Raw genomic sequence first — 23,681 nt, 5'->3', positions numbered from 1 at the left:
GAACGAGGTCTAGCAGAAATAGCAGGAATAGCAGGCCGTCCTTGGACAGAGCGGCTCACCATCCCCTCCCCCACATCCAGATGGGGATGGCTGCGAGAGTTGCTATTCCTGCTATTCCTCTCGTAAGTCGTTGATGGTGTTGTACTTTCACTCTTGCAAGCGCCCTCAGGACGGCTGCTAGAGTCTGCTAGAGTAGGCGCGGCATGGGTCATCCGCGCCTGTCTCAGGATCACCCAAGGGTCGACGATGGAAGCATTGGTGTTCATGCCGACACTCCCTCGCGATTGATCCGGTAGGCTTCCTTGCAAGGTTTCCCATTGATTTCGGCAGGGCCAACGTACTCAAGGAGACCTGCCGCACACAGGTCAGAGATCCACCCTCGAACCGTCTTCACGCCCTTATTCCGTAGCCCATTCGGGGCTCTCTGCTGGATCAGCGTTGAGTTGATGAGGTCGCCCCTCCAAGTGCCAGTCAGCCACTGCTCCAGGTCTTTCAGTTCCTGCGTCTTGGGATCAAGGGCGCTGTGTCCGACCAGGCGCAACGCCTCTTGCAGATAGAACAGCCCAATGGACGCCGCGGAGGCCATGATATCGCCACTGATCCGCATGGCCTTGGGATCTTCGATGAGTGCAAGGATTCCGGAGATCCGAGCAATGTTCTCTGCCATCTTGAGGGCGCCTGCTCGCACAGGCCGCCAGCGCCCGCTCATGCCGCACTCGTCCTCGATGTTCTGAGCAACGGACTGCCATACTGTCCAAGCGTGGTCATCCAGCTCCAGGTTCTGAGGGTCGAGCTCATTCCTTGTTTCATCCCGGAGCGGCAAGGACGCTTCGAATAGGCGCCGTAGAGACCGCTTGAACTCTTGCAGACGAACATCTCCGTGGGGATTGGACTCCCTGATAACGCGTGTTCCGATCCGGCTTTCCGGCATCGTCACAAGGAAGCGTCCAACGAAGCCTTGATCCTGCGCGATTTCATCCCCGAGCAACTTCGCGGCCAACATGGGCTGAACTGCAAGGCTGACAGACACCCTGCGGCCCACCATGAACGTATTCTCACCCACACGTACCCGCTGAGCCGAGCCGCTATCCCACAACTCGGACAGTCCGGTGATGGTCCGGATTTTGGCTTCCTCCGTCATACCGTGGCCACCAAGGAATTGCCCACCCTCGGACGTGAACACGCCAATGCTGGGTTGCCCCTCATGAAGGAGGCGGAGAAGCCCTTCATACGTGGGTTCCTTCAGGCGCAGGTTGGGCGCCAACGGCTTGGGAGGCTCTCGGAGTTGATCGAGCTGATGAGCCTTCTCCGCGAAGCCCATCTTGTCGTTCTTCTCAATTTTCCGGCGTTCAGCATCATAGGCCGCTTTCGAATTCTTGTATCGGCGCATTTCGTCTTCGTATCCGGCCCGTAAGCTGTCTTCCTGCTGAGAGGCAGCCAGCAGGGCCATCTCATCACAAGCGGTTTTGCGCTCACCACTCGCCGCGACAACCAGCATGAACAGGGAGAGAGGGCGGGCCCCCATTGCTCTCGTCTTCACGTTGGCGTGCCCTTGAGCGGCCAATGCAGCAGCGCTGAGCACTGAGTGAGCACAAAGCCCCCGGGGAGCCTGCACATGCTCCTCCAGTGCTTCGACAGCGCCTCTCATCACAGGCGGCAGGTACTCAACGGGGAACTCGGCTGGCCTTCCTGTGTCCGGGGCGATGGTAAGACGGTCACGCAGGGAGGGCATCTGCGTGCCGTTTACCCAGACAAGGCGCGGTGGCGTTCCGGTGCCGCGCTCGTCTGCCTGGAGTGCCTGGGGTGTGGTCTGTGGCCTGCTCGGCCGAGTAGCAGCCGCTCCCCGCGATCGGTCATTGGACGGCTCCGGTACAGCTCGGGGAGTAGCATCCCTCATGCCGCTGCTCCACTTCTGGGCAAAGTGCCTATGGGTCCAAGGATCCCTCGCCCGGGTGTTGGGGATCTTGTGGCAGGCGCGGAAGAAGTGGTCCCGAACTTGACTCTCCGAGAGACCCCATCCCTTGACCATTCCGGCCAGCTTCAGGGCCACACGGTTGATAGTCTCCTCCTGAGCGCCGTCAGAGGCACAGGCAAGCTCTTCCAGTTCCCGGTCGACGGCCCGAGCCACATAGCGGGTATCGACGCCTGCTCGGACAGTAATCCCTCCTTCTAGGTTCGCCCTCTCTTTGGGACGGTCATCCTTCTCCCGGCATGCCAGGTCGATCAGCCATTGAGGTGCGGATGCAAGAGCCGCTGAAATGCTGGGGGCGTCATTCGCTACCCAAGCATAGGCCTTCCTGGTCAGCGGGTGGATAGACGGCGGCAGAACCGTATAGCCTGCGGGCTCCTTGGTGTCCGGCAGAACTCCGCGCGTATCAAGCCCCCGAGCGATGTCTCTCGCTCTGTTCCGGATGGGTTCACCGTTCCAGCGGAAGAGGTATTGGAGGCCGCCTCCACCCGTACGCTGTGTCAGCGTGGAAGGCAGAGCACCGTGTCGGGACTGGAGGGCGTCGATCGAAGCAGGTCCATCTTCCAGGATTTCGCCTGTTTCTGAATCGGACTTGACGTCGACGTCGAGAACCCAGAACAGGTGACCAGTCGGAGCTCCGATATTGGCATTTGGCTCCCGCCTCCACCATTCGCGGATTGTCGCTTCATCTATAGTTGCGACGTGGAACCCACCGTCAACCCCTTCAGCGACACCGAGCCACTTGTTGCCAAACGGTGTCTTGCGCCCTGGCATGAGCGGGAAAACGGGAATGCCCTGTTGCGCATACCAGACTGCGGCGTCTGCCAAGGGCATCGATGTGTCAGGCAGTGAGAGGGTAGACGCACCAGTCGGTGCGCCTCCTTCAAGAGGCACTAGAGGTTGGATCCCGGTCATGCCAGCGCCCTCCAGTCCTGTTCTTCGCTGTGTTTTAGCAGTCCCTGCCGCTCGGCTTCGGCCCGAGCCTGGACGAGCGCATCCATCAGCTCGTCGAGCTTTCCGATGTGGACGGAGACACCCTTCTTCGTGGGCTGCCGCTCCGGGTCATCGCTCTTGAAGGCAGCGAACACTCGCAGGTCGACATAGTAGTCCCTGCGGTACTCATTGAGCCGCACGCGGATCTCTTCCGAGCCATTCTTGGGAATGGTGGCGATGATGGTTTCGGGGGTTTCACGCTGCATTGGCTGCCCCCTTGTCCATGGCCCGAACCACCTTCAAGAAGGTGACAGGCGAGCGGAGGATGTACTTGCCATGCGTCCCTTTGAACGGGCCGGGATGCTCCACATCAACCGTCTCAATCGCGAGGTTGAGCCTGCGGAGCATCATCACGTAATGGGACATTCGAACGCCAGGAACCTCAATGGTCGTCACGCCCTTTTCGCCCCGTTCCTTCAGCAGGTTCAGCATCCATGCAAGGCGCTTCGTGACCTTGAGCTGCTGTCCCTCGAGGAGAAAGGTTACTTCGGTAACAGGATTGGAAAAGTCGTTCTGAAAATGATTACCCATGCTGAACTCCCATGGAAGCAGCGGGACGGGGAAGGCGGAAATGGATGACCTTGGAAATCAGACGGATCGCGCCGGCCTCTGAGGTATTGCACCAGAAGGCAATGAGCGACACGACGTCGGGGCCTTTCGTGCCCGTCGCGAGGTCGGTCCAAAAGCCTGTGATAAGACTGACGACAAGAGGCTTCAGGCGCCGCAGCTTCCGAGGCTTGCGCACCACGTAGCGGCCATCAACGGCCGTTCCGCCAGGGATGAGACGGCTGACAATCTCACCGACATGGCGCGAGGCAGCGCAGCGGATCCTCTCCGCTGTCGGGTTGAACATGTACGTCATGGCTCAAGCCCCCGCTTTTACGAGGTCGCCGAGGCCCAGACGTTCATAGTACCCAACGACGAGCGGGCTGGAGCGGTCACCCTGCAAGTATTGGCGAAGGGCCTTATGGTCCCCGTCTAGAAACATGGTGAGTGCGACAATAGAAACGCCCCAACGATTGGGACCGACAGGCCTCCCAATGAAGTGGTTCGCACACCAATTGCGTATAGTGCCATTGCTCTTCTGAGCCATGGCAGCAGCTTTTTTAATATTTATCGCTTCCCTTGGCCAATAGGGCTTGAGAGTGGCCGGGGTCTGCGTTAAATATTCATTCGAGAGAAATGAATGCATTCTCTCTTCTGACGAGGAGAGAAGCGCTTTCGCTGATACATCTGTCATTCTTGGCGCTTTCGAAAGAAAGCCCATCAGTCAATGAATCAGCGTAATGCATGTACAAATCGGTCTCGATTTGCAGCGCTACATTTGTGAGGATTGTGTGCATCTGATCATCTCCTGATGGGCGGGTTGTCACTGTGGTAGGTGGGTAACTCTGTTCCTTTCGGACGTTCAGTTTGAGCTTGCCCGGCACGGGATGGCCGTCCCTGCCGGGCATCTGCTTTTTAAGCATCCGCTCGGCTGTGCCGCGGATCTCCAGGCCGAAGCCCTTCAATCCAAAAGAGACTCTACCTTAACCGGAATCCAGGCGCAATACTTGTGGCCCCATGTGGGACGTCACGCGTTAACACCTGCTTCATATCTGATCGGTCTAAATTGTTGACATTAAAGGGCAAAGCCCTGTCGTGTCGTTTCTATCGGGGACGACCGGAAGGTTGCGCCCGGCTAATTTTGGTGGGAAATCTTACCATTATCCGCAGTGTTCACAGTTCTTGCCCAAGTCCAACGCACAATAATGCGTGCCTCAAGGCGCAAATCACCTTCATTCCACTTCGTATCGATCCATATTTCTTGGAACGCTACAGATCCTGATATCCACGCCGCCGCATCACCCGTGCAACGTCCTTGAGGAATGGCCCCAGCCTGAACTCGCTTGATTTCCTTCCGCCGGCGTAGGGGAAGGCTCCTGACGTAGGATCATGCAAAACCAGCTATCGTGCCTGTCCCTGGAGATGCGGCTATAATCTCTTGGCCTGGATCTGGAGCACGCCCCAACCCGCTCCTCATCCAGGCGGGGAGAGGCCGGGAAGTGTTCCTCTCGGCCTCTCCTTCGCTAGGCAATCATGCGGCACCGGGCTTTCACCCCCGCACGAGAGGCTTGGGACTGGCTTGGAGGCGCTCCTCGTCCGCCGCCAGCACCTCCAGGTGCTCGGCAGCGTCAAGGAGCTGGTTCTTGGTGTCACTTAATGAAATCTGCCGGGCGATGGTCCGGATCTGCTCAGCCTGCTGACGATACTCAGCCGCCTTGTTGGGTCGGGGGTGAGGCACGGACTGGAACCTTGATCCTTCGGACATCGAGAACATCACCGCGGGGGCTGCGGTTCCGGGTGGACCCGGTGGATCTCCATCGTCACCGTCACTGTCAGCACCCGCTGGCGATGCTCGTTCTTGAGCTCGACCGTGACGTCTCGCGCATCGCCCTTGGGCAGGTGGTCCCGGCCTATCTCAGCCGCGGCCTCGGCGGCCAAGCGTTCCGCAGCGTCGAAACTCTCGCACTCCACGCCCTCTTCATCAGGGGTGAATTTCGCCCCCTCCCGCACGTCGAAATAGAAGCGCAGCATGGCGTTTCCCCTGGTTGAATTGATGCCTACCAACTCGTGGGGGAGCGAGTTGTTCGTTATTCCGTAAATGACCTTCTGCGAATTACCGCCGGGTGTTGCAATCGGCGTTATTGAACGCACCTGGCCCACCGGGCTTCACTGCATCCGCCCGATTACGTCCGCGAAGGGAACCCGCAGCACGGTTTGGCCAGTCTCATCAACAATCTCGATTGCCATGCCAATTCGGGCTTCAGGCCAATCGAGCCAGAGTTCCCCGATCACCCGTTTCGCCTCCGCTTGGGCGGCCCCAAGGTCCGGAAAGTCTTCGCCCTCTGAGTCTAGCTCAACGTCATGGCCGGTGTGAATGTGAAGGTAATAACGCGGCATGGATACGCTGGCTCTTGAAGCAATGGCTATTAAGCCAAGAGTCTCGCTCACCGTTCCATACACGGCCTTCTGCGAAATTCCCAACGCGTTCGAGACAAGGAAAACGCCCTCACCGAGGGGCCCTTGTGGACCTCCGGTTGAGAGCGCCTGAGGCACCCTGGCTGCGGGAGTCGCAGGACCTCAGCAAGGGGCTTTTGCTGCTTAAACGGCTAAGCTTGGTGGAAGCTTGTCCCGTTAGCAGGAATAAAGCGCCCTCAGCTATTTGCGTTACCGAATATGGTCTACCGCATCGCGCCAGTGCCTACGCCCGCCTTCCCTGCCACGAACCTCCGCATGTATAATCTATCGATCAAGTTGCGGCAGACGGCGTCAGATTCATATCAGAAAGCTTCAGGGAGGGACATCATGGCCAAGACGAAAGCAGCAAAGGCGACGAAGGCCAACAAGGATCCAAAGGATCTTATGGCCAAGGCACAGCGGCGAGGGGAAAAGCTCCATCGTACCCTGAGCCAAATCATCGCTCAGACCAAGTTAGACAAAGGTCATCCGGCTCATGTGCTGCTCAAGGCGCTTGAGAAGAGCCTAGGCAGGCTTCATGACCATGGCGAAGTCCATAATCGATCCGGTGGCGAGAAGAGTGCCAAACGCGTGAAGCCCTCTAAGGAGGAGGCACCTGCAACTTCGGCAAAGCCCGCACGTGCTGCCCGCTCTTCCAAAGCCAGGAAAACCAGGGTGAGCGATGACGTGCCAGTCATCAAAAAGACCCCTGCATCTGAAGCGGCCATCTCCTAAAAGCCTTCCGGGACTTACAGGTCCCGGTATCCTTGCCGCCGCCTTGTGCTCGCCAATGCCTCCAAGGCCTCGGCGGCTTCATCTTCGGTCGGGAATTCTGTCACGGCTTCTTGGCCTCGTGTCCCTACCCTTCCCCAATGGCAGACCAGGCGCACGACGCCGAACAAGTCTCTCTCGATCATCAGCGAGTGAAACCGCCTGGCGCCCTGCTCCGGGTCGATCCGGTGAAGGAGAAGATGATGTTTGATCGGGGAACGGAGCTCGTCAGGCATCGGGCGAATACCTCAGGTTCGCCATTCCAAAGGACAGCGGGAGGGTGTTAGCCTCACTGGCGCAAGCCACAAAATCGCATGTAGGAACTCGGCGGCCATGACCTCTCGAATATTCCTGATTGCGCATGTCGTGACTATGATTGTCGGCACAGTTGCCTTCTGGCGGTTCGTGATGCCGGCCCATCCTTGGGAGGCTTTGGCAGATGGCGTGAACGCCGCAGCCCTAGCGGGATATGCTGAAGTCATGGCCATCCGGTTCGGACTTTAGGCCCAGTATCGCAATGTTGGCACTTCATTGCCCTGCCTTCCCCATTTCTTTGCTCCAGCGAGCGCCCTGCGGAACACCCGCTCGCAACAGGGCCATGATGACTGGCCCGAGAGAGAACTGGCCGGCCCGTGCTCGTTGCGTTAGGTGGCGAAGATACGCCCCAGGGCTCCGAATGGCCTCTGCTCTCTGAAGAATTGCAGCAACGGTAATGGCCGCATTGTCATGCCCCATCACCTCGCACGCTTCAGCCCAAGCGCTGGGACTGATGCCAAGGATCGGACGGACAACGGCAGCCGCTTCAGAGAGAGCTCGCCAGGTCGCAATCCCCTCCCCGCCCCTCGTGTACATGGCAATGTCCGGGCATGCCTGAAGCACAACACTTAACGAGAACGCCCTCACCGGTGGCCTCAAGGCTTCAGGATCAGGTGTCACGGTTCCTTCTTCTTCTACTCGATAGCCGCGTTCAGAATCATTTGAGGGGTCTGAGTTTGAATTCTGTTGGTGGCGCTCAGTATGAGACTCATTGGTGCTCATATTCTCCTGTTTCAGATGATCTGACAGGCACTTATCCACTTCACGCCAGAACACCCGTAGATCAGCAGCAAGAGCTGTCAGAAGGTCTGTCTCGGCGTTCCGCGCCGGCATTGCGCCAAAGGCCTTGAACTGGTCCCAGAACGACGCCCATGGTCCTGGGAGCCCCTCCCCGAGCCCCAGGAGAATGGTCTGAGAGATATCGCGGCGCAGGAGGCTGATTTCCTCGCGAAGGAGATAGCGGGCTTTTGTTTCCGCACGGGCTTCGGCCGCCAGGCGCTCGAACTCCGCAGCTCGGGCTATCAGCGGGCTCAGATCGAAACCAAAGGCCTGCTCTATCGCACCGCCCTGCCCTTTGCGGGCGTAGCGTTTTCCGTTCGGGCTGTCGCGCCGAAGGATCAGGCCGGCATGCACGAGGGCTGCTAGGTTGCGGCGCAGAGTTGCCGGCGCCATGCCGTTCGCCCGTAGCATTAGAGACCGATTTGACGGATAAACGATGAGATCCGCAGCGAGCGCCAGTGTCGTGTCCTGATGGAAGGTCAGAAGCGCATTTAGTACACTGAGCGCCCTGTCAGAGACACCGACCGCCTGCTTCGCCTCTCGTAGGTTGTCGAGCACCTTCCACTTTTCAACGATGGTTTCCGACGGGCAATGCTCCGCCTTCACCCTCGCAGCCACCATGGCAAGCGAGAGCGACCGCCCAAAGGGCGTCGATGAGATATGATCCATGTTCTTTGCCTTGCTCAGGGCAAAGGAAATCCGCTCGCCAAAACGACGCTAAGACTCTTGACTGAGTTTTGCGGAAGTGGGATTCTCTGAGTTGTCCAGACTACAGAGAGAGGCTTCCGTGACGTTGTTCCGGGGGCCTTTTTCTTTTGCCGCGCTACTCCTGCTCACGTTGCTGATTGGCGAGAGCATCGCCCTCACCGGCTTCACCCTTCCCGTTCGCTTCCACATAGGTCGCGAACAAGGATGGGATCTGCTCTACCAGGAACGATGCGAAAGCCGCATCCAGTCCCTGATCGAACGAAATCTTCAAATCTCGCCCCGAGTTCTTCACCCGCGCAATCTTCTGGCCGGTAGCTGCAACAACCGTCCGGGCCTCGGACTTGCCATTCTGTGGCTCGTCAGGCGCTTGGGTCGCCGCTGACAGCAGCTTGAGGAACCGCGCGTCCGAATCTCGCCCCACGAAGTCGGGTTTGCTGATGACAGCCCTTATCGCCTTCGCCGCGCCGCGGTGGGCCTTCAGCGCGTCAGCCAATGCCTGCCATCGGGGCCGGCCAATCTTTGGCGCTCGTCCAACAGCCTTGATGATGTCGGCCGGGATCGCCTTGGCCACTGAAATGAGCTTGGATGCCTCGGCCTTGTCGACCGATAGGGCGTCTTGCACCACGGACCTTTCGTGCCCTGCATCCTCAAGGCGAGCGGCAAACACAGCTCGCTCAATGAAGCTCAGATCCTGACGAGCGGAGTTCTCAACACCCTGAGCAACAACCAGGTCCTCGTCGCTCAATGCCCGAATGACGGCTCGAACCGACACACCAAGTTCACGGGCTGCCCGGATGCGTCTGTGGCCATATGCGCTTTGATAACGGCCAGCTTCGGTCGGATGAGCGCGGAGCAGAACGGGGACTTCCTGACCTCGGGCCTTGATTGACTCCTTCAAAGCCTCGAAGCCGGCGTCTTCCTGTTCACGGAAGCGGTCAGCAATGGGCGAGGGGTCAATGAGGCCGGGATCGATCTCCTGGACAACGACGGCCGCCGCGAGCTTTTCGCGGAGTTCCTCGTTCTCACGCTCGACGCCCGAGAACGAGTCCTTCATGGAGCGGACTGAGCCTGAGGATACACGGGGCAGGGGTGCCGGCTTGTTGTCAGCTGACAACGCGTCAGGTTGGGGGTTAGCAATCAGAGACCGTATGGCGTCCATCCGCTTGTTCATGCTCACCGCCTCCAGGCTCCTTTGATCAGGCTTGTAATCTCTGCGTTGACAGCGTCCACGGATTCGAGCGCACGGTCATAGGCCGCCCGCCCGACAGATCCGCGGTCTAGTTCGTAGAGGCTCTGCTTGGTCAGACCGGCATTCGCGATAGCGGTCGACTTCCATGCTGTGGCTCGCAATACATCGTCACCAAAAAGCCCGCGGAGGAGGGCGACTATCTGCGCCTCGGGCACGTCATTCGGATCGTGGCGAGTGATGACATACCGGATGAAGTCGTGATCGAGTTGGCCGCCTGCCTCCTCAACGACCGAGATCAACTCCGAGGTCATGAGAAGGAACTGGTTCATTGAGGCAACGTCCACCATTTGCGGGTGAACTGTAACCAGCATCGCGGTCGCCGCATTGAGCGCCCCAAGCGTCAGGTAGCCAAGTTGGGGAGGGCAGTCGACCACCACCACGTCATAATCATGGGCAACCTGCTCAATCGCCGTTGCGACACGTCGGAAGAACAGGTCATGACCCCGCTCCCGGCGGTCAATCATGGCACGCGGCGTATGGTGCTCAAACTCCATTAGCTCTAGGTTGCCAGGCACCAGTCCCACGCCATCGAAGTAGGTTTGACGAATGACCTCCCGCATCGGGCGACGGAGCTCGTCATAGCGAATGGCGCCGTAAAGGGTTTCATTCTCCGCAATGTCAAACTCAGGCTGATACCCGAACATGGCAGACAATGAAGCCTGCGGATCCAGATCAATTGCTAGGACGCGGAAACCCTGAAGGGCCAGATATTGAGTCAGGTACAGAGCTGTCGTGGTCTTTGCGGATCCGCCTTTGAAATTGGCGACCGCAATCACCTGCAGCTTATCCCCAGACCTGCGCGTCGGCTTGAACTGAAGGGCTTCCTTCGGGCGCGCTTCGGCAAGATACTCTCGCAACTCATTGACCTGAGATAGCGTGTAGGATCGCCTGCCGCCTGTCGCCAGTGCCGGCTTAGGACCAAGCCCATCAAGGGAGAGCTGACGCAGGTAGCCGTCAGAGACGCCAACGATACGGGCGACCTCACCGGAGGAGAAGGATCTCAGACCCTTAGACGCTGAAGGTGGGAATAGTGACGTGCCAAGCGAGCGTAGCTGACTCGAGAGAACTTGGGCATGGCGTGCAATTCGCGCACTGGTCGCCTCGCCTCTCTGCTCATTCTTTAACGCCGCCTCTGCCATCAACTCTCTCTCAAAACGGTTTCCGGGCGTTAAACGCCTGCTTTCCGTCTGAGATAATGGCCACGATTCGGTGAGCCGGGCAAGCGTTTAAGGGTTACCAAGCTGTTAACGAATGGGCCTGACTTGGTTGTCAGCTGACAACTAGACGAGAGCCGCTCCGGACCGACCATGGAAGTGAATCGCTCTGGCATTAATGATTCATAACTTTCATTAGATCTTGAAGCGCCCTGCGCTAAGTCTTGAACATGCCCAAGAACGAACCGCAGCGCATCACCCTTGAGAGGTGGAACTCGGCCAGCAGTACGGCCCAGTTTTACTCGCTTGCTGTCGAACCAACCTTGTTTGGAGATACCGCCTTAGTTCGTGCATGGGGTCGGATCGGCCTCGTCGAAAGAAGGCGTATAGACCTCTACGAAACCCAGGAGCAGGCCGCAGAAGCTTTGAATGCGTGGCTCAAGCGAAAACGTAAAAGAGGTTATGTCACACTCGAATAGAGGGTGGCGCCATACGACGGGGGACGTCAACCTCACGTATATATAGTGTCGATTGCGGTTCTACCGTCATCGCCCTCCCTTCAGTCTTCTATTACCTAAGCTGACTCGAGGAACTTAGAATTCGCGGAAGGTTCTGTGTCTCTCCTACCTAACACCGTTGGCCGCATATTCACTCAGATGAACAAATCGCTGTACTCAAATGTGCCGCTAGTAACAAAGCCAAACTGGTTGAACTTACTCAGCCCGGAATCCCCCGTGACACCAGATAGGACCACCTCGATATAGGCAATATCAGCCGTGTCAGGATCTGTGAGCCTCACAGCAACGCTCGTCTGTGCGTCGTTGGTCGTGAAGCGCGAGAATGCGAAATACCCGTCACTGCTTTGGCCGTGAAGATCGAAATCGCGACCTCCATTTCCGATATTTGTGCTGTCGTAACTGAAATTCGCCAACACGACCTTGTCGTGGTTCGGGTCGAAGCCAGCAATAAAGCGATAGCTGGGCTCAACACCGACCTGGCTTTTGAACGTCGTCAGGTCGACTACATAATAGTCGTTCTCGGACGTTGCGGTGTAATTGCCCCCAAGTGTTACATCGGTGATGGTGTAAACGTCCTTGAGATTTATCGTGAAGTCCTGCGAACTGGTTACGCCGGCACTCGTTGCCTTGACCGTTACGGTTTTGCTGTGTGCGGTTTCGTAATCAAGAAGGCTGCCATCCTTAACGGTAATCGCTCCTGTTCTCGGATCAATCGCAAAGGCGTCCGAACCTTGCGTTAAGCTGTAACTGAACTTCGAACCGCCCTTCGACGCTTGAGCGGTGATCCCAACCGACGTTCCAGCGGACGCTCCTTCGGAAATCTCATTGTTGGAATTGTTCGTGTCGGCCCATAGTATCTTCGGGCCTGGACTAGCAGGGCGAGCCATGGTCATCCCCTCAGGTGTTGGTGAGCCCCTGAAGCCTCTGCCGGGTTTGGGACATCCTGCTCCTCAACTTGGCTTGATACAATTGTTTTGTGGAGAGGTAGTGTCCCTTCGCCAGCAATGGCAGGTGCAAAGGGACAGACGACCACTCAGTCCGCGTACGGACGGGGAGGAGACAGACAACCCTACTAACGAAAGGCTGGGCTCGACTTGAGGGACTTCAATCATGGGACTTGAGCATCAGACAATTGCTTTACCTGTTCACACTCGGGCACTTGCCTTACACCGACGGGCAAGATCCTAGGCTCAGTCTGCCCGCTATCGATCGGTTCAGTCTTCGCGCTCAATCATGGGAGGATCTTGCGCTGGCATCACCTATGAACCAGTCTCCAAGTGTGCTCCAAACGCTGCAGGAAACCATAGACAAATCAGAATTCACTACTTTAACAAATATTTTTTATATGTTTTACATGGTCATAGCCTAGAACGCATTGGCGAGGGCTTCGCCGTCTTGAGGTGGCGTTAGCCTGGGATACGGCCCTCTCGACAAGCTGAGTTGCCATCCGATAAGTGCAGCAATTATAAATTCTCGGGAGAGTTTATAAAGCGGCCTGTAGAGGTCAGAAGCGGCTTGCAAGGGAATATCGATGCGACGAGATATGGATCTCATTCGTGAGCTGCTCCTAAAGCTGGAACAGTTGAGTTCAGCCCATCGCGTGGTGACCTTCACTGCCGATGACGAAGAGATAGCCGTCGAGGGGTACACCCCCGATGAGATTGAATATCATCTTGCGCTCATCTGGAGAGAGGGGTTCGTCGAGACCGGCACAAGTGGCAGCGGTCAGATGATGAGCGGCGAATTCCTGTTCCGCCGCCTCACGTGGAAGGGCCATGACCTCATTGACAGTATCCGGGACCCGGAGGTGTGGAAGAAGACCAAAGAGGGCGCATCAAAGGCTGGGGGATGGACGGTCCAACTGCTTGCCGATTTCAGCAAGGCCATCCTCAAGCAGAAGCTCAAGGAAATGACAGGGTTCGAGCTATGACCCCCAGCGGATCGAAGCGGGTCCAACGTCTTAAGCGTCGGGCCCATGCGGTCGATATTGCCCGTGCCGAGGTGGCTTCTAAGGCTGTCGGCTACATCAGGGTTTCGAGCGAGGAGCAAGCTGCATCCGGCTTCGGGCTCGCCACTCAAGAGGCCGCTATCAGGGCTTTTGCTACCAGCCAGGGCTACGAGCTCCTGGAGGTGGTGTCCGATCCTGGCATCTCGGGTGCGACCAAGCCCGCCGAGCGTGAGGGATTCCGCCGCATCGTAGAACTGGCCGAGCAGGGCGCCTTCTCCGTCCTCCTGGTCTGGAAGTTCGATCGATTGGCCCGTCAGATTGTCTATGCCGTTACGGCCGCCAACGATCTACAGGAACAGCATGGGGTTCAGCTCCGGTCGGTGACCGAGCCTATCGACACAGCCACCCCCATGGGCCGGACTGTCTTCGCCATTCTCGCCGGCATGGCCGAGCAGGAGCGCCAGGTCATCACTGAACGCACATTCTTAGGACGCCGCGAAAAGGCATCCCGAGGTGGCTTCGCAGGTGGGGCAGCTCCTCTTGGCTACCGGAAAGACAGGCAGGGTGGCCTTGTAGAGGATCAAGAGCGCGCCGACACGGTGCGTCGCATCTTCGCCATGAAAGGGGAGGGCGCCACACTCCAATCGATCGCCAACGTCCTTAACGCCGATGGAGTGCCTACGGCCCGCGGCGGCAAGTGGTGGCCGGCAACTGTTCGCTATGTCCTCGACAACCCGAAGTATCGAGGACAGGTAGAATATCTGTTCAGGTGGAATGGCAGCGAGAGCCATATCGTTCGGGCTGGTTCTCATCCGCACATCATAATCGGCTAGCAAGACGGGAAATGACAGACGATCCTCGCGCGTGGGGCTATCCGCGATAAGTGTTTGATCGTCGCATTGACGGCACCTCAGGAGAGGGGCAAGAAGCGCCGCCTGCGTTCCCTCCAGAGTTCCCCATGAGTGACCTTCCCGATTTCCTAGACCTCGAAGGTGTGAAGGTCGTCGACTGGCATCGCTTTGAAAATCAGTATGCTTTTGAGATTGAGGTGACGAAGGGACTGGTGCGGGAAGACCGGTGCAAGAACCCACCATGCCGCATGACGCGCAATGGGCCTAGAGGGAAGCCGCCGCGGTTCACGGATCTACCCATTAACAAGAAGTGGGTTGAGCTGATCCTGAAACGGCAGCTCTATCGCTGCAAGCTATGCAAGGTAACAGCGAAGGATCCTCTCCCTGCAAGCCTTCATCCTATCCACAAGATGACCATGAGGCTGTTTCGGCATATTGGAGAGGCAAACATCCGGCAGACGGACGAGGCCTTGGCACGAGAACTCGGCCTTTCAACGGACACGATCAGCAGAGTGTTCAAATCGTTCAGCGATGAGGTTTTCGCAAGCACTCATTTCGATATGCCAGAGGTCCTTGGGTTCGATGAGAAGTTCTGGCTCAAGAAATATTGCTGCGTGATCGGCAATATCAAAGAGCGAACTCTGATTAACATCCTTCCCAGCCGCAGTTCAGCAGCACTAGATACTTATTTCGAAAGCCGCCGCGACAGGCATAAGGTCAAGGTTGTTTGCCTCGACATGCGTAGTGAGTTCCATTCAGTCGCTCGCCGGTGGTTCCCGGACGCCGCCATCGTCCTAGACCGCTTCCACGTCGAGAGCAAAGTTGTCGCCGTGTTGGAGCAGATCCGGAAGGCGGAAGCAGAGACCTTGAGCAAGGAGGAGCGCCTTGAACTGAAACACGACGCAAAGCTCCTGCTGCTGCGAGGTGGGGGCAATGACGAGGACTCACGCGAGCGACTATCCAGATGGTTTGATCGCCTTCCTCGCCTCGCGGCTGCGTATTGGGCTAAGGAGAGGTTCGCCAACATGTACGATACAAAATGTTCTTCTTCTGAAGCAAAACAGTTGTATAAAGCATGGAAGGCCAGCATCCCGAACGAGATCTATAGAGATTTTTTCGACGTTATCAAATTCGTGAATCCACGTGAGGATGTTGTATTCGCCTATTGGGACAACAGATTCACGACGAACTACCTTGAGGGTATCAATCGATCTATCGAAGGACTCAAATGGGCTGGGTCTGGTTACTCCTTCGATAAGATGAGAGCCAAAATCTTGTTGGCTCACTCGACTCATAAGCTGGAAAAGCGCCCCAAATTCCGGCGCATGGATCTAAGCACCAAGGAACTGCGACCCGGCTTCTTCAACTCTCTAGGGGGCGCAAAGGCAGGCGAGATGATGACGTACTACGAGACAGTCAACTACGGCGCGTCGATCGATAAGCTGATCGAAATCTTCGACACTCCTGGCGGCTTTGAAGGGCTCGACCCATTCAAATCCACCACCTGACGGAAACACCCAATCAAACACTTATCGTGGATAGCCCCACGCACGAAGCCAGCCTCATGCGTATTTCACTTGTATTCGCACTTGCCCTCATTCCATCACTTGCACGAGCTGTGGAATGCCCTGCCGATAGGGCCATTTACGTCAGGGATGACGGCGAGAAGTTCGTCGTCGAGCGATATGGTGAGGTTGAGCACGCTGGCGGGCGAGATCCTATCCCAGGGCGCCGGCCGAAAAGGTTCATAACCCCTATTCAAGAGGGCACCTTCAAAGGACGTCGTGTCCTCAACTATATCGACACTGCGACTGGTGGCACGGGAGTTCCTGGGTCATCGTTTGTAGGCGATGACCCAGAGTGGGAGCGCCTAATCATCTGGAAGCGCAGCACCAGAGAAAAGGCATCCGACTTGACCCCTTCTCCAACAGGTGAGGGGCCACTCACTGAATCAATTGACCATCGCTGGGAATTAAAGGGCTGCCGCTGAACAGCATGATGTGCTCGCGTTATTTTGGAACTGGCCTCATCTCCATCTCATCGTTCCTGTCCCACTGAGCAGCCCCGGTCTTCAGGTCAATTTCCATGGTGAACCGCCGCGGAGCCGTTTCTGGCGCGCCCCCGCACTTGCCGCTCGCATCATTGGAGCTCAAGATGGATTATACAATCGAGCTCGTGGCTCAGGCGATTCATGAGGCCGAGCAGGTCGCATGTCGGTGGGATGATGAGCCAGCAATCCGCAAAGAGCGCTTCAAGCAATTTGCTCACAACGCCATCAGCTTGCTTGGCGATGATATTGGTGTTCTTCCTCTCGCCTTGCAGGAGGCGACAGAAGAGGCACATTCAGTATGGACAAGAGCGGCAGCCTAGTATTCCCAAAGCCATACGTCCGTAGATGGAATGAACATTCTCGGAGGGCTGGCACAGCGCATGTGCTGGGTCACTGCTTGATCACTTCTCTCTTCACAAAATCCGTGAGCCATCGGATTTCTTTCTGAAGCCAGTCGAGGCGCCCCATGAGCTCGGTATCTGTCAACTGAGCGCTTGATGGCGAGGTCACCTGCTGTTGCGCTGCATCGGTGATGTCATGGATAATCTCGACGGATCGCGGACCAACGTCTGGGGTTGATAGCCACTGACTATCTGGGATTTGGGCGACCTCCCCAATGCTAGGACAGCGCCCCTGAAACTCTCTTAGGATCACAACCTGCAACCGCGGTGGAACAGCTTCCAGAGGAAAAGGCTCATCCAAACGCATCTGGCGTCCTTGTAGCTTGGCAGTGCTTTATTCAGACGGACATAAGGAGGCTGATCTAAGGCGAGACATGGGCGGTCTCAGGACAAGCAGAAACCCCGCCCGGGGTAGAGCCGAACGGGGCTTCCTGCTGCCTCAGCCTGAGACGTAACCCAGGCTGAGTTCTGTATAGCAACAGGGGATTAATAGCCCGTTGCCCTGTCATCCTTATTGAGACATGGCGTGAAGGGCGGCTGCGTGGGTTGGGTAGCTTTCCCGCAGAAGTGTCCGCATGTCCTCCAGTTCGTCGTGCGGCGGGTTCTCTTGTGCTTCGAGGGCGCGGATTGCCAGGAAGAGGGCGAGAGCCGTTATCCAGGCTTCACGGGGACGAATGAGGTTGCGTGTCATGCTGCGGCCCTACTGGCTGCGGGAGCTGGCCGGAACCAGGGCTCCACAAGGTTGATCGAGGGCTCCTCCTGCCCGTCGGGTTCAGTGTCGCCGTTGTCCTCGAGGTCAACATCGCCGTCGATAGCGTCGAGAATGTCGATGGCTTGCTGGATCAGGCTTTCGGCATAGAAGCGCCACTTCCGATACTGTGTAGATGTCACGGCAATGCTCCTGCATGAGACGTGCGATGTAGGTGCCGAGATCAGGCGGACCTATCCGGGTTGGGATTAAGGGAGTCAGGACGAGGCCACACGAAATCATCTGGCAGACTCAGGCCCAGGCTGGTCTCCAGTTCTTCCGTGAGAGTCTTGAGGCGCTTCAGAGAGTGCGTAACGTGCCCGAGGTGCTCCTTGATGATGACGAGCCGGATCTCCCGCTCACGGCGGACATTCCAGCCGCGTGGACGGCGAGGGGCGGGGGCCACTTGGGTGCCGTCGACAGCGACAAGGCGAAGGTGAGAGGTACGCATGTGATGTCTCCTATGAAATGCTGATGAGGAAGCAGGCGAGGCAGAGGAAGGCGGTGCCCGTCAGGACGCGGGCGGCCAGCGAGAGGGTGTGCAGGGTCGTTGCCATTCCAGGGGCTCCGGAGGCTGGGGCAGGGATGCGAGGCGGTAGGTTTGAGACGCGCTTACGGAAGCGGTGGGGCTTGAGCCCTTCGAGCCATGGCTAACCAGTAACGGCAGCAGCTCTTGTAGTGGTCCGCCATCTCAGGGCAGGCCCGCACGAGAATGCGAGATTGCCGAGCGCTCAGAAGGAAGGCGATGAATTCCTGGGTCATCAGCGCATCCCCACTTGCGATATGGTGCGGCGGGCAAGGACGCCGATATCATCAACAAGGGCGTCATCCAGGCGGCCAGTCTCGTGGTACTCGGCCACGAGGTCGGCAATCTCCTTCAAGGCATCCAGTGCGCAGGACAATTCAAAGCTCTTGTCCTGCAAGGACTCCGATATGGCTCCCGCGGGGAACAGGTTCTGCTTCACGGTGCCCATTATGCGGTCTCCACAATGCGAGAGGCTGCCTTGCGGACGAGGATCTCACGGGCTTTGGCCTTCTTGATCCAGGTGCCTTTTGAGCGCTTCACCGCTGCCCCGAACCAGACATGAGCAAGGTCAGGGTTGCCCGTCTCGCGCACTCGGAAGAAGCGGTTGTCAGAGGTTTCGATAACCATAGTGGATCCTCCTCAGTGAGCGGCAAAGGAGCGTTGGGCTTTGGCGTTGCGCCAGATGTTCTTGAGAGCGGCGCCGACGAGCTGGGACCAGGGAGCCTTGGATCCCTTGGCCTTCTGAGCACAGGCGGAGGCGATAGCAGCCTTCATGATGGCCGAGCGGTCATAGGAGCCCGCAACCGCGAAGGGGACAGCAGCGGCCTCCCTGGCGAGGCGATCAAGGCGGGCGATTTCCATGGAGCGGGCTGCGAGAAACCCCGGGGCGGCCGGAGCAACTCGGTCCTTGCGCAGGTCCCGCATTGCGGATGACCAATCTATTGTTCGGTGAGCAGCCATTGCGGTACCTGTTGACGTGCTGTTGATTACACTTATGATGTAATCACTAGCCTGATAAGCTGTCAACACTCATCAAGTAAGTTTTTACACGTTAGGGGGTAATTGTGATAACAGGGGAGCAATTGAGAGCAGCCCGAGCCATGCTCAAGATGGAGCAAGGTGAGCTCGCCGAGCTTTCGGGGATCTCAATCGAAACCATCAAGCGCTTGGAGCGAATGGACGGAGTTCTAAATGCCCAAGCCGCGACGCTGTACAGCCTGCAAAAAGTGCTTGAAGGCGAGGGCGTCATCTTCCTGCCCGAAAACGGCAATCTCCCTGGCCTGAAGCTCAGACGCGACCCGCCACCTGCGATCCGTACCCGCAAGAAGAGAGGCGAGGCATAGGATGCACTACACGCTCTCTCGACTTGCCCCTGGCAGCTATGACGTAGTGCTGGATGGAGCGGTTATCGCTAGTCTCGTCCGGAGTGGTCAAACGAATGATGCCACGTGGACGGCCGAACTCCTTGCAGACGTTCCTCCAGAGGAAAGACCCGCTCCCTTCACAGAGGTAGAGCACGTCTTCGACAGCCTTGAGGAGGCGCAGAGGTGGCTTTGGGCGGCGCACAAGGACGAGACGTCGTGCGAGGCTTAACCCACCCCTTAACCCATCACCCCCGCTACACCACACCCTGCCTCTGCTGGCGCAGGCAGGGATGAGGCTTCGCTATTCGCCAGCCAACCAGAGGAAAAGCCATTCATGACCGGGACGCCTACAGCCACAGAACCGCCGATCCTGACCGAGGACGAGATTGAGGCCCGCTTCATCGTTCTCCAGGAGATCCTGCTGGGCACCCACGCTTTGGCAACGAAGTTCATTGCCGAGATCCCTAGCCCCTCCGGTCAGCCAAGTAGCACAAGGGCAGAACTCTACCTCGAGAACCTGGCAATCATGCTAGAGAAGACCCTCAACGAGCAGCCCAGCGCAATCAGAGAGGAAGGTAAGACCTACGCTGCCGTGAATACCGTTCGCCTTCACAACATCATCAAGGACAACTGGCCCAAGAGCGTGCAATGAAGATGGACGCAATTAAGCCCTCATTCTCCATCGCCTCGACACAAGAGGCCAAGGCCGCTCGCCTGCTGGTCCTGGAGACAGGCATCAAGTACGCCCTGTTCATGATTATCCTAAGGAAGGTTCATGAGGAGAAGTCAGGCACCGAGGGGATTCAAAAGCATCTCAGTTGGGTGTGCCACCAAATGGCTCCTGCCATCAATGAACTTCCGGAGCGGACCAAAGCAGTAGCTCAGAATATTACGGCAAATATATTTGGCGAATTGATCTGCGTTATGGAAGCTTACCTCGGCATTCTTCCGAAGGACGCAGAAGAAGCCCGTCGGCTTGCTGCTGTTCTAGGATTTCTGAGGGATCTGTCAGGGCCTGGCTCAGACGACAAGGTGAATTGAGGCACTCACCAAAGCGGGCGGAAGTACCGGAGTTCGGTAGTTTTTCCCTTGACGGAACTACCGGATATCGGTAGCGTTACAGCATGCAGACGGTTGTCGAAACACCTCCCTACCTGGACGCTGCCAAAGAGGCAGGGCTGTCGGAGAAGGAGCTTGAGACAATCAAGGACATGCTGGCTAGGAACCCCATAGCTGGCGATTTGATCGTAGGCACGGGCGGGTGCCGCAAAGTCCGAGTTGGTGGACGAGGAAAAGGAAAGAGTGGTGGATACCGCGTCATTACCTTTTTCACCGGTCCCAACCTGCCCGTGTTTCTGATTACCGTATTCGGCAAGGGAGAGCGCTCCGACCTGACCCAGAAGGAACGCAATGCCCTTGGCGATATGACGAAGCTGATTGTGGAAGGCTACAGAAGGAAAGTCGCCAAGCTACCTCGTCGCTAACTACGTCTCGACACGGCCCCTAAGGAGACGACACGACACATGACAAAGAAAGCATTCGACAAGATTGCTGCTGGACTCCAGTCGGCAGTCGATTACGCCAACGGCACTGCTGATGTAACCCGCTACCGGGTCCATGTTCCCTCTGACGTGGACGTCAAGGCGATCCGCAGGCGCCTCGGCATGACCCAGGAGCGCTTCGCCAGCTCATTCGGCTTCCCCATCACTACCCTGCGTGATTGGGAGCAGGGCAGAGCCCGTCCGGACACCTCGGCACGAGCTTACCTTATGGTCATTGCGAAAGAGCCCGAAGCTGTCGAACGGGCACTGCATGCCGCCGCTTAATACGCCTTGGCTCGCCGTATACGCAGAAACAATTACTGAGTAGTCGGCGAGCCAAAGACAGCTATCCTACCGAAATCCAGGCCAGTTCCTGGAGAGTTGTTCAGCAACCTTCCGCATTTGGTCCAATTGGCGCTGGAAGGCTGGGTTCTCCATCTTCTCACGAAGCGCCTTCACGGCAGCACTATCTGCAATGGCCTGGAGTTGCGCAGCCCGAGCCTCCATGTCGCGCATATGTGCAGCAAGCGGGCTCTCCATCATTTCAAGCTGAAGACGCCTAGTTTCCATGGTCTCCATAATCTCCCACGCCTGGCGAGCGGCCGGGCTTTCGGCGAAGGCCTGCGCCTGCTCAAAGGCTGAGAGCATCTGAGGACTGTTCATGTACTCGAAGTGCCGCGCCATGGCCGAAGCCATGTGATCCGGCATTCCGTAGAACCCTACCATTGTTGCAGCGGGAGTACGCCGTGGGGACGAAATAGCCACTCGACGCCGCTCTTGGGCAGCCTCGAGGTGCTTCTGTCCGCTCCTCCTCCATTTGCGCTGGAGCCGACGGGTTTCCGCTTCGCCATGGATGTCCAACCGCCGCATGGCAGTGGTCGGCAGCATCGGGGTGGAGGCAATCAGGTCTGCCATTTTCGAGAGCGTCTGATTGTCTGCGCTGTTCAGGCGGGAGGCACCCCTGGGGCGTCCGCGTCCGCGCTTCAATTCTCTGGGATCGGTCATTGTGGCCTCTCTGAGTTCACATGCTCCCATATCGGCCCTTTCCACGGCGACGGTCCAGAGTCTTAAATTCAAATCCCAAGTTTTCGAACGACATAAAATCAGCCTAGGGCTACCTGCGCCTACCGATAGGCCGTATTTTATGTCGCTCCTATACTCTTATCTCTTGATCTAGCCCACTTTTGGGATGTCATCTCCTGGCAACTCAGACGGGTCCGATGGCAGGTCGGGTCCCTCGCCGGGATCAGGCTCAACCTCGGGGACTGGTGTCGGCATGTCAGGCTCCGGAAGAACAGGAATGTCCGGCTGCGGCGTGTCAGGGTAGGGGATATCAGACATCGCGGCTCTCCCAGCTATTGGGTGCCTGGTGGCGGAACATAGGGCACATCGTCGGGCTCAGGATCCCCGTGTTGTGACGGGGTGCCGTCTTCCGGAACGGGGTCAAGCTCAGGGAGTTCAGGCAAAGGCGTCGGCTCCGGCAATATCGGGTCGTCCGGTTTCGGATCCCGTGGATCTGGGCTGCCAACCATGGCGCTCTCCTTGCAGGATTACCTCAAGTGAAGCCCATGAGCAGGCCGAGGTTCCCTCTAGCCATGGGAATCCCCTCCGGCCTAGACTCTCCCAGGGTGGGAGACGAGCATGTCACGAGAGGAGGATGACGACCTTGTCGTTGAGTTCAGGGTGCAACTCATGGAAGTCGATGAAGATATGCCGGCAGAACGGCTCGTTCATGAGATCAACGGGACTATCAAGCTCATGGACATCGAAGGGCAAGAGCAGCCCATTGGCGCCCTAAAGGCATACCTTATAAACGTTGCTGGCTTAGCGGCTGAAGGTGTTCACCTGTTTGATCCCTACGATATGAGGCAACAACACCTTTCAGAGACAGTGAACCGAGTATTTGACTTCGACGCATATGAGTTCATCCCGGCTGTGTTAAAGAAGGCCGGCTTCTTTGAATCCGACTCCATCGAATGGCACGTCCATATGTTTGGACTTTACCTTGAGCCCAAGTTTCGAGGCCGGGGCCGCGGAGTTCGAGCGTTGCACCTTCTGAGATGGTATACGGAACGCCCTGGACTTCTCGCGACAGCACGAGCATTCCCGCGAGAGCCAGGAGAGGACGGAAACCCGTCAGTGGAGGCGACAAGAGCCTTGGCGCGATACTACCTCAGCGCCAAAGGGCTTGGGCTTAAGCAACTCGGACGCCTAGACCAGGGCTGGCTTGTTGCGAACTGGTCGCCTTGAACGCTGGCGAACCAGATGATGGAACACGAGGTAAAGCTCTGGCAAAGACATTCAACCGACAACGGATAAGGGCTCTTTCATGCACGTCTTCGGCGCCTTCGAACTCGATATCCAACCTGGCACCCCCGACAACCCGGCATCCGTCAGGGCGGCGCTACTGCGGTACACCAGGGGCGAGGATGGCCGCCTGTACATCACGCCCGAATGCACGTCCTATGAGGAAATCGAGGGCCAGATAAACGCCCTCCAAGACGAGTTGGACGAGATCCGCGAGAGAGCCCGCCGAGCCTTCCAGGTAGCCTAACCTAGAACCGCATTAGAAAGCCGCTGGAAGGCTTTTCTGCTGGCCAAGGCCGTTCCCGTCCGAGACGCACAATACCCGCCACAGCCCGCCTCAACCCATGTCCTAACCGGAGCCATATGAAGGCGCCCCTTGGTCGCAGCCATGGAACGGTTAAGGCTATTGACAGTTTTGGGTACATGTACAAATATCTGTACAGGAGAGAAAGGAGGCGAGCTATGGGCCACGTTTCCTATACAGAGCT

General features: G+C 57.5%; 34 protein-coding genes. 13 read left to right on the top strand and 21 right to left on the bottom strand.

What is annotated here, in order from left to right; genetic code table 11:
• Window positions 1–262: 262 nt before the first annotated feature.
• From KBI52_RS12295 to KBI52_RS12260, 8 genes are all read right to left on the bottom strand, one after another.
• Window positions 263–2,803: a DUF3987 domain-containing protein gene (locus tag KBI52_RS12295; protein ID WP_210807795.1), complete on the bottom strand. Its 2,541-nt coding sequence runs from the start codon at window positions 2,801–2,803 to the stop codon at window positions 263–265.
• A gap of 77 nt (window positions 2,804–2,880) precedes the next feature.
• Window positions 2,881–3,168 carry a PC4/YdbC family ssDNA-binding protein gene (locus tag KBI52_RS12290; RefSeq protein ID WP_210807793.1) on the bottom strand — a complete coding sequence of 96 codons (288 nt, stop codon included), beginning with the start codon at window positions 3,166–3,168 and terminating at the stop codon, window positions 2,881–2,883.
• Window positions 3,158–3,493, bottom strand: a complete 336-nt coding sequence (locus KBI52_RS12285; protein ID WP_210807791.1) for a hypothetical protein — start codon at window positions 3,491–3,493, stop codon at window positions 3,158–3,160. The genes KBI52_RS12290 and KBI52_RS12285 overlap by 11 nt, the downstream gene beginning before the upstream one ends.
• Window positions 3,486–3,824: a hypothetical protein gene (locus tag KBI52_RS12280; RefSeq protein ID WP_210807789.1), complete on the bottom strand. Its 339-nt coding sequence runs from the start codon at window positions 3,822–3,824 to the stop codon at window positions 3,486–3,488. The genes KBI52_RS12285 and KBI52_RS12280 overlap by 8 nt, the downstream gene beginning before the upstream one ends.
• Before the next feature lie 307 nt (window positions 3,825–4,131).
• Window positions 4,132–4,473 carry a hypothetical protein gene (locus tag KBI52_RS12275; RefSeq protein ID WP_210807787.1) on the bottom strand — a complete coding sequence of 114 codons (342 nt, stop codon included), beginning with the start codon at window positions 4,471–4,473 and terminating at the stop codon, window positions 4,132–4,134.
• A gap of 584 nt (window positions 4,474–5,057) precedes the next feature.
• On the bottom strand, window positions 5,058–5,246 hold the full coding sequence (locus KBI52_RS12270; RefSeq protein ID WP_210807785.1) for a hypothetical protein: 189 nt from the start codon (window positions 5,244–5,246) through the stop codon (window positions 5,058–5,060).
• A 35-nt stretch (window positions 5,247–5,281) separates the two neighbouring features.
• A complete protein-coding gene (locus KBI52_RS12265) occupies window positions 5,282–5,539 on the bottom strand; it encodes a hypothetical protein (RefSeq protein ID WP_210807783.1) in 258 nt (85 codons plus the stop codon).
• A gap of 135 nt (window positions 5,540–5,674) precedes the next feature.
• The gene (locus KBI52_RS12260; RefSeq protein ID WP_210807781.1) at window positions 5,675–5,905 is read right to left on the bottom strand and encodes a hypothetical protein; all 231 of its coding nucleotides are present in this window, start codon (window positions 5,903–5,905) and stop codon (window positions 5,675–5,677) included.
• A gap of 405 nt (window positions 5,906–6,310) precedes the next feature.
• Here KBI52_RS12260 and KBI52_RS12255 point away from each other — a divergent pair, with 405 nt between their 5' ends.
• A complete protein-coding gene (locus KBI52_RS12255; protein WP_210807779.1) occupies window positions 6,311–6,697 on the top strand; it encodes a hypothetical protein in 387 nt (128 codons plus the stop codon).
• A 14-nt stretch (window positions 6,698–6,711) separates the two neighbouring features.
• On the opposite strand, the gene KBI52_RS12250 is transcribed toward KBI52_RS12255, so the two are convergent.
• The 4 genes from KBI52_RS12250 to repA form a co-directional block, all read right to left on the bottom strand.
• Window positions 6,712–6,969, bottom strand: coding sequence for a WGR domain-containing protein (locus KBI52_RS12250; protein ID WP_210807777.1), 258 nt, complete (start codon window positions 6,967–6,969; stop codon window positions 6,712–6,714).
• Window positions 6,970–7,261: 292 nt separating this feature from the next.
• A complete protein-coding gene (gene repC, locus KBI52_RS12245; protein ID WP_210807775.1) occupies window positions 7,262–8,497 on the bottom strand; it encodes a plasmid replication protein RepC in 1,236 nt (411 codons plus the stop codon).
• A gap of 154 nt (window positions 8,498–8,651) precedes the next feature.
• Window positions 8,652–9,707, bottom strand: coding sequence for a plasmid partitioning protein RepB (repB, locus tag KBI52_RS12240; protein ID WP_210807773.1), 1,056 nt, complete (start codon window positions 9,705–9,707; stop codon window positions 8,652–8,654).
• 2 nt (window positions 9,708–9,709) lie between these two features.
• Window positions 9,710–10,924, bottom strand: coding sequence for a plasmid partitioning protein RepA (repA, locus tag KBI52_RS12235; protein ID WP_210807771.1), 1,215 nt, complete (start codon window positions 10,922–10,924; stop codon window positions 9,710–9,712).
• 245 nt (window positions 10,925–11,169) lie between these two features.
• Here repA and KBI52_RS12230 point away from each other — a divergent pair, with 245 nt between their 5' ends.
• Window positions 11,170–11,418, top strand: a complete 249-nt coding sequence (locus tag KBI52_RS12230) for a WGR domain-containing protein (RefSeq protein WP_210807769.1) — start codon at window positions 11,170–11,172, stop codon at window positions 11,416–11,418.
• A gap of 173 nt (window positions 11,419–11,591) precedes the next feature.
• Here KBI52_RS12230 and KBI52_RS12225 read toward each other — a convergent pair whose 3' ends face one another.
• Window positions 11,592–12,344 (bottom strand): cadherin repeat domain-containing protein, encoded by a 753-nt coding sequence (locus KBI52_RS12225; RefSeq protein ID WP_210807767.1) that lies wholly within the window; start codon window positions 12,342–12,344, stop codon window positions 11,592–11,594.
• A 656-nt stretch (window positions 12,345–13,000) separates the two neighbouring features.
• On the opposite strand from KBI52_RS12225, the gene KBI52_RS12220 reads away from it, so the two are divergent.
• From KBI52_RS12220 to KBI52_RS12205, 4 genes are all read left to right on the top strand, one after another.
• Window positions 13,001–13,387, top strand: a complete 387-nt coding sequence (locus KBI52_RS12220; protein WP_210807766.1) for a DUF2513 domain-containing protein — start codon at window positions 13,001–13,003, stop codon at window positions 13,385–13,387.
• Window positions 13,384–14,238, top strand: coding sequence for a recombinase family protein (locus KBI52_RS12215; protein ID WP_210807764.1), 855 nt, complete (start codon window positions 13,384–13,386; stop codon window positions 14,236–14,238). The genes KBI52_RS12220 and KBI52_RS12215 overlap by 4 nt, the downstream gene beginning before the upstream one ends.
• 125 nt (window positions 14,239–14,363) lie before the next feature.
• The gene (locus tag KBI52_RS12210; RefSeq protein ID WP_210807762.1) at window positions 14,364–15,764 is read left to right on the top strand and encodes an ISL3 family transposase; all 1,401 of its coding nucleotides are present in this window, start codon (window positions 14,364–14,366) and stop codon (window positions 15,762–15,764) included.
• Window positions 15,765–16,410: 646 nt separating this feature from the next.
• On the top strand, window positions 16,411–16,626 hold the full coding sequence (locus KBI52_RS12205) for a hypothetical protein (protein ID WP_247654349.1): 216 nt from the start codon (window positions 16,411–16,413) through the stop codon (window positions 16,624–16,626).
• A 70-nt stretch (window positions 16,627–16,696) separates the two neighbouring features.
• Here the strand turns inward: KBI52_RS12205 and KBI52_RS12200 are convergent, their stop codons facing one another.
• The 7 genes from KBI52_RS12200 to KBI52_RS12170 form a co-directional block, all read right to left on the bottom strand.
• On the bottom strand, window positions 16,697–17,014 hold the full coding sequence (locus KBI52_RS12200; protein ID WP_210807760.1) for a hypothetical protein: 318 nt from the start codon (window positions 17,012–17,014) through the stop codon (window positions 16,697–16,699).
• Window positions 17,015–17,218: 204 nt separating this feature from the next.
• Window positions 17,219–17,398: a hypothetical protein gene (locus KBI52_RS12195; protein ID WP_210807758.1), complete on the bottom strand. Its 180-nt coding sequence runs from the start codon at window positions 17,396–17,398 to the stop codon at window positions 17,219–17,221.
• Window positions 17,395–17,598 (bottom strand): hypothetical protein, encoded by a 204-nt coding sequence (locus KBI52_RS12190; protein ID WP_210807756.1) that lies wholly within the window; start codon window positions 17,596–17,598, stop codon window positions 17,395–17,397. Before KBI52_RS12190 ends, KBI52_RS12195 begins: the two co-directional genes overlap by 4 nt.
• 41 nt (window positions 17,599–17,639) lie before the next feature.
• Window positions 17,640–17,906, bottom strand: a complete 267-nt coding sequence (locus KBI52_RS12185) for a hypothetical protein (RefSeq protein ID WP_210807754.1) — start codon at window positions 17,904–17,906, stop codon at window positions 17,640–17,642.
• A gap of 310 nt (window positions 17,907–18,216) precedes the next feature.
• Window positions 18,217–18,429, bottom strand: a complete 213-nt coding sequence (locus tag KBI52_RS12180) for a hypothetical protein (RefSeq protein ID WP_210807753.1) — start codon at window positions 18,427–18,429, stop codon at window positions 18,217–18,219.
• Window positions 18,429–18,608 carry a hypothetical protein gene (locus KBI52_RS12175; RefSeq protein ID WP_210807751.1) on the bottom strand — a complete coding sequence of 60 codons (180 nt, stop codon included), beginning with the start codon at window positions 18,606–18,608 and terminating at the stop codon, window positions 18,429–18,431. Before KBI52_RS12175 ends, KBI52_RS12180 begins: the two co-directional genes overlap by 1 nt.
• A 12-nt stretch (window positions 18,609–18,620) precedes the next feature.
• Window positions 18,621–18,905: a hypothetical protein gene (locus KBI52_RS12170; protein WP_210807748.1), complete on the bottom strand. Its 285-nt coding sequence runs from the start codon at window positions 18,903–18,905 to the stop codon at window positions 18,621–18,623.
• A gap of 140 nt (window positions 18,906–19,045) precedes the next feature.
• Between KBI52_RS12170 and KBI52_RS12165 the strand changes: the two genes are divergently transcribed.
• The 5 genes from KBI52_RS12165 to KBI52_RS12145 all read left to right on the top strand — a co-directional run bounded on the left by KBI52_RS12165 (window position 19,046) and on the right by KBI52_RS12145 (window position 21,171).
• The gene (locus KBI52_RS12165) at window positions 19,046–19,324 is read left to right on the top strand and encodes a helix-turn-helix transcriptional regulator (protein ID WP_210807746.1); all 279 of its coding nucleotides are present in this window, start codon (window positions 19,046–19,048) and stop codon (window positions 19,322–19,324) included.
• A 355-nt stretch (window positions 19,325–19,679) separates the two neighbouring features.
• Complete coding sequence (locus KBI52_RS12160; RefSeq protein WP_210807744.1) at window positions 19,680–19,997, top strand: hypothetical protein; 318 nt, start codon at window positions 19,680–19,682, stop codon at window positions 19,995–19,997.
• Window positions 19,994–20,386 carry a hypothetical protein gene (locus tag KBI52_RS12155; protein ID WP_210807742.1) on the top strand — a complete coding sequence of 131 codons (393 nt, stop codon included), beginning with the start codon at window positions 19,994–19,996 and terminating at the stop codon, window positions 20,384–20,386. Before KBI52_RS12160 ends, KBI52_RS12155 begins: the two co-directional genes overlap by 4 nt.
• Before the next feature lie 83 nt (window positions 20,387–20,469).
• Window positions 20,470–20,829, top strand: coding sequence for a type II toxin-antitoxin system RelE/ParE family toxin (locus KBI52_RS12150; protein WP_210807740.1), 360 nt, complete (start codon window positions 20,470–20,472; stop codon window positions 20,827–20,829).
• Window positions 20,830–20,868: 39 nt separating this feature from the next.
• On the top strand, window positions 20,869–21,171 hold the full coding sequence (locus tag KBI52_RS12145; RefSeq protein ID WP_210807738.1) for a DNA-binding transcriptional regulator: 303 nt from the start codon (window positions 20,869–20,871) through the stop codon (window positions 21,169–21,171).
• 66 nt (window positions 21,172–21,237) lie between these two features.
• Here the strand turns inward: KBI52_RS12145 and KBI52_RS12140 are convergent, their stop codons facing one another.
• Window positions 21,238–21,891 carry a hypothetical protein gene (locus KBI52_RS12140; protein ID WP_210807736.1) on the bottom strand — a complete coding sequence of 218 codons (654 nt, stop codon included), beginning with the start codon at window positions 21,889–21,891 and terminating at the stop codon, window positions 21,238–21,240.
• 636 nt (window positions 21,892–22,527) lie between these two features.
• Here KBI52_RS12140 and KBI52_RS12135 point away from each other — a divergent pair.
• Window positions 22,528–23,136, top strand: a complete 609-nt coding sequence (locus KBI52_RS12135) for a hypothetical protein (protein ID WP_210807735.1) — start codon at window positions 22,528–22,530, stop codon at window positions 23,134–23,136.
• Window positions 23,137–23,215: 79 nt separating this feature from the next.
• Window positions 23,216–23,440: a hypothetical protein gene (locus KBI52_RS12130; protein ID WP_210807733.1), complete on the top strand. Its 225-nt coding sequence runs from the start codon at window positions 23,216–23,218 to the stop codon at window positions 23,438–23,440.
• Window positions 23,441–23,681: the final 241 nt, after the last annotated feature.

This window comes from Microvirga sp. HBU67558 (assembly GCF_018069605.1).
GTDB classification, from domain to species: Bacteria; Pseudomonadota; Alphaproteobacteria; order Rhizobiales; family Beijerinckiaceae; genus Microvirga; species Microvirga terrae.
The sequence above is the reverse complement of the archived record's forward strand: the minus strand, read 5'-3'. Positions and strand labels throughout refer to the sequence as shown.

Bases quoted from the DNA above. Each gene is read 5' to 3' on its own strand.
- KBI52_RS12150 (WP_210807740.1), top strand. From the start codon at position 20,470: ATGCAGACGGTTGTCGAAACACCTCCCTACCTGGACGCTGCCAAAGAG.
- KBI52_RS12135 (WP_210807735.1), top strand. From the start codon at position 22,528: ATGTCACGAGAGGAGGATGACGACCTTGTCGTTGAGTTCAGGGTGCAA.
- KBI52_RS12145 (WP_210807738.1), top strand. From the start codon at position 20,869: ATGACAAAGAAAGCATTCGACAAGATTGCTGCTGGACTCCAGTCGGCA.
- KBI52_RS12130 (WP_210807733.1), top strand. From the start codon at position 23,216: ATGCACGTCTTCGGCGCCTTCGAACTCGATATCCAACCTGGCACCCCC.
- KBI52_RS12285 (WP_210807791.1), bottom strand. From the start codon at position 3,493: ATGGGTAATCATTTTCAGAACGACTTTTCCAATCCTGTTACCGAAGTA.
- KBI52_RS12155 (WP_210807742.1), top strand. From the start codon at position 19,994: ATGAAGATGGACGCAATTAAGCCCTCATTCTCCATCGCCTCGACACAA.
- KBI52_RS12225 (WP_210807767.1), bottom strand. From the start codon at position 12,344: ATGGCTCGCCCTGCTAGTCCAGGCCCGAAGATACTATGGGCCGACACG.
- KBI52_RS12295 (WP_210807795.1), bottom strand. From the start codon at position 2,803: ATGCCCTTGGCAGACGCCGCAGTCTGGTATGCGCAACAGGGCATTCCC.
- KBI52_RS12215 (WP_210807764.1), top strand. From the start codon at position 13,384: ATGACCCCCAGCGGATCGAAGCGGGTCCAACGTCTTAAGCGTCGGGCC.
- KBI52_RS12260 (WP_210807781.1), bottom strand. From the start codon at position 5,905: ATGCCGCGTTATTACCTTCACATTCACACCGGCCATGACGTTGAGCTA.
- KBI52_RS12140 (WP_210807736.1), bottom strand. From the start codon at position 21,891: ATGACCGATCCCAGAGAATTGAAGCGCGGACGCGGACGCCCCAGGGGT.
- repC (WP_210807775.1), bottom strand. From the start codon at position 8,497: ATGGATCATATCTCATCGACGCCCTTTGGGCGGTCGCTCTCGCTTGCC.
- repB (WP_210807773.1), bottom strand. From the start codon at position 9,707: ATGAACAAGCGGATGGACGCCATACGGTCTCTGATTGCTAACCCCCAA.
- KBI52_RS12185 (WP_210807754.1), bottom strand. From the start codon at position 17,906: ATGCGTACCTCTCACCTTCGCCTTGTCGCTGTCGACGGCACCCAAGTG.
- KBI52_RS12160 (WP_210807744.1), top strand. From the start codon at position 19,680: ATGACCGGGACGCCTACAGCCACAGAACCGCCGATCCTGACCGAGGAC.
- KBI52_RS12175 (WP_210807751.1), bottom strand. From the start codon at position 18,608: ATGGTTATCGAAACCTCTGACAACCGCTTCTTCCGAGTGCGCGAGACG.
- KBI52_RS12250 (WP_210807777.1), bottom strand. From the start codon at position 6,969: ATGCCTGACGAGCTCCGTTCCCCGATCAAACATCATCTTCTCCTTCAC.
- KBI52_RS12200 (WP_210807760.1), bottom strand. From the start codon at position 17,014: ATGCGTTTGGATGAGCCTTTTCCTCTGGAAGCTGTTCCACCGCGGTTG.
- KBI52_RS12265 (WP_210807783.1), bottom strand. From the start codon at position 5,539: ATGCTGCGCTTCTATTTCGACGTGCGGGAGGGGGCGAAATTCACCCCT.
- KBI52_RS12220 (WP_210807766.1), top strand. From the start codon at position 13,001: ATGGATCTCATTCGTGAGCTGCTCCTAAAGCTGGAACAGTTGAGTTCA.
- KBI52_RS12195 (WP_210807758.1), bottom strand. From the start codon at position 17,398: ATGACACGCAACCTCATTCGTCCCCGTGAAGCCTGGATAACGGCTCTC.
- KBI52_RS12280 (WP_210807789.1), bottom strand. From the start codon at position 3,824: ATGACGTACATGTTCAACCCGACAGCGGAGAGGATCCGCTGCGCTGCC.
- KBI52_RS12205 (WP_247654349.1), top strand. From the start codon at position 16,411: ATGGATTATACAATCGAGCTCGTGGCTCAGGCGATTCATGAGGCCGAG.
- KBI52_RS12180 (WP_210807753.1), bottom strand. From the start codon at position 18,429: ATGGGCACCGTGAAGCAGAACCTGTTCCCCGCGGGAGCCATATCGGAG.
- repA (WP_210807771.1), bottom strand. From the start codon at position 10,924: ATGGCAGAGGCGGCGTTAAAGAATGAGCAGAGAGGCGAGGCGACCAGT.
- KBI52_RS12290 (WP_210807793.1), bottom strand. From the start codon at position 3,168: ATGCAGCGTGAAACCCCCGAAACCATCATCGCCACCATTCCCAAGAAT.
- KBI52_RS12230 (WP_210807769.1), top strand. From the start codon at position 11,170: ATGCCCAAGAACGAACCGCAGCGCATCACCCTTGAGAGGTGGAACTCG.
- KBI52_RS12210 (WP_210807762.1), top strand. From the start codon at position 14,364: ATGAGTGACCTTCCCGATTTCCTAGACCTCGAAGGTGTGAAGGTCGTC.
- KBI52_RS12170 (WP_210807748.1), bottom strand. From the start codon at position 18,905: ATGCGGGACCTGCGCAAGGACCGAGTTGCTCCGGCCGCCCCGGGGTTT.
- KBI52_RS12255 (WP_210807779.1), top strand. From the start codon at position 6,311: ATGGCCAAGACGAAAGCAGCAAAGGCGACGAAGGCCAACAAGGATCCA.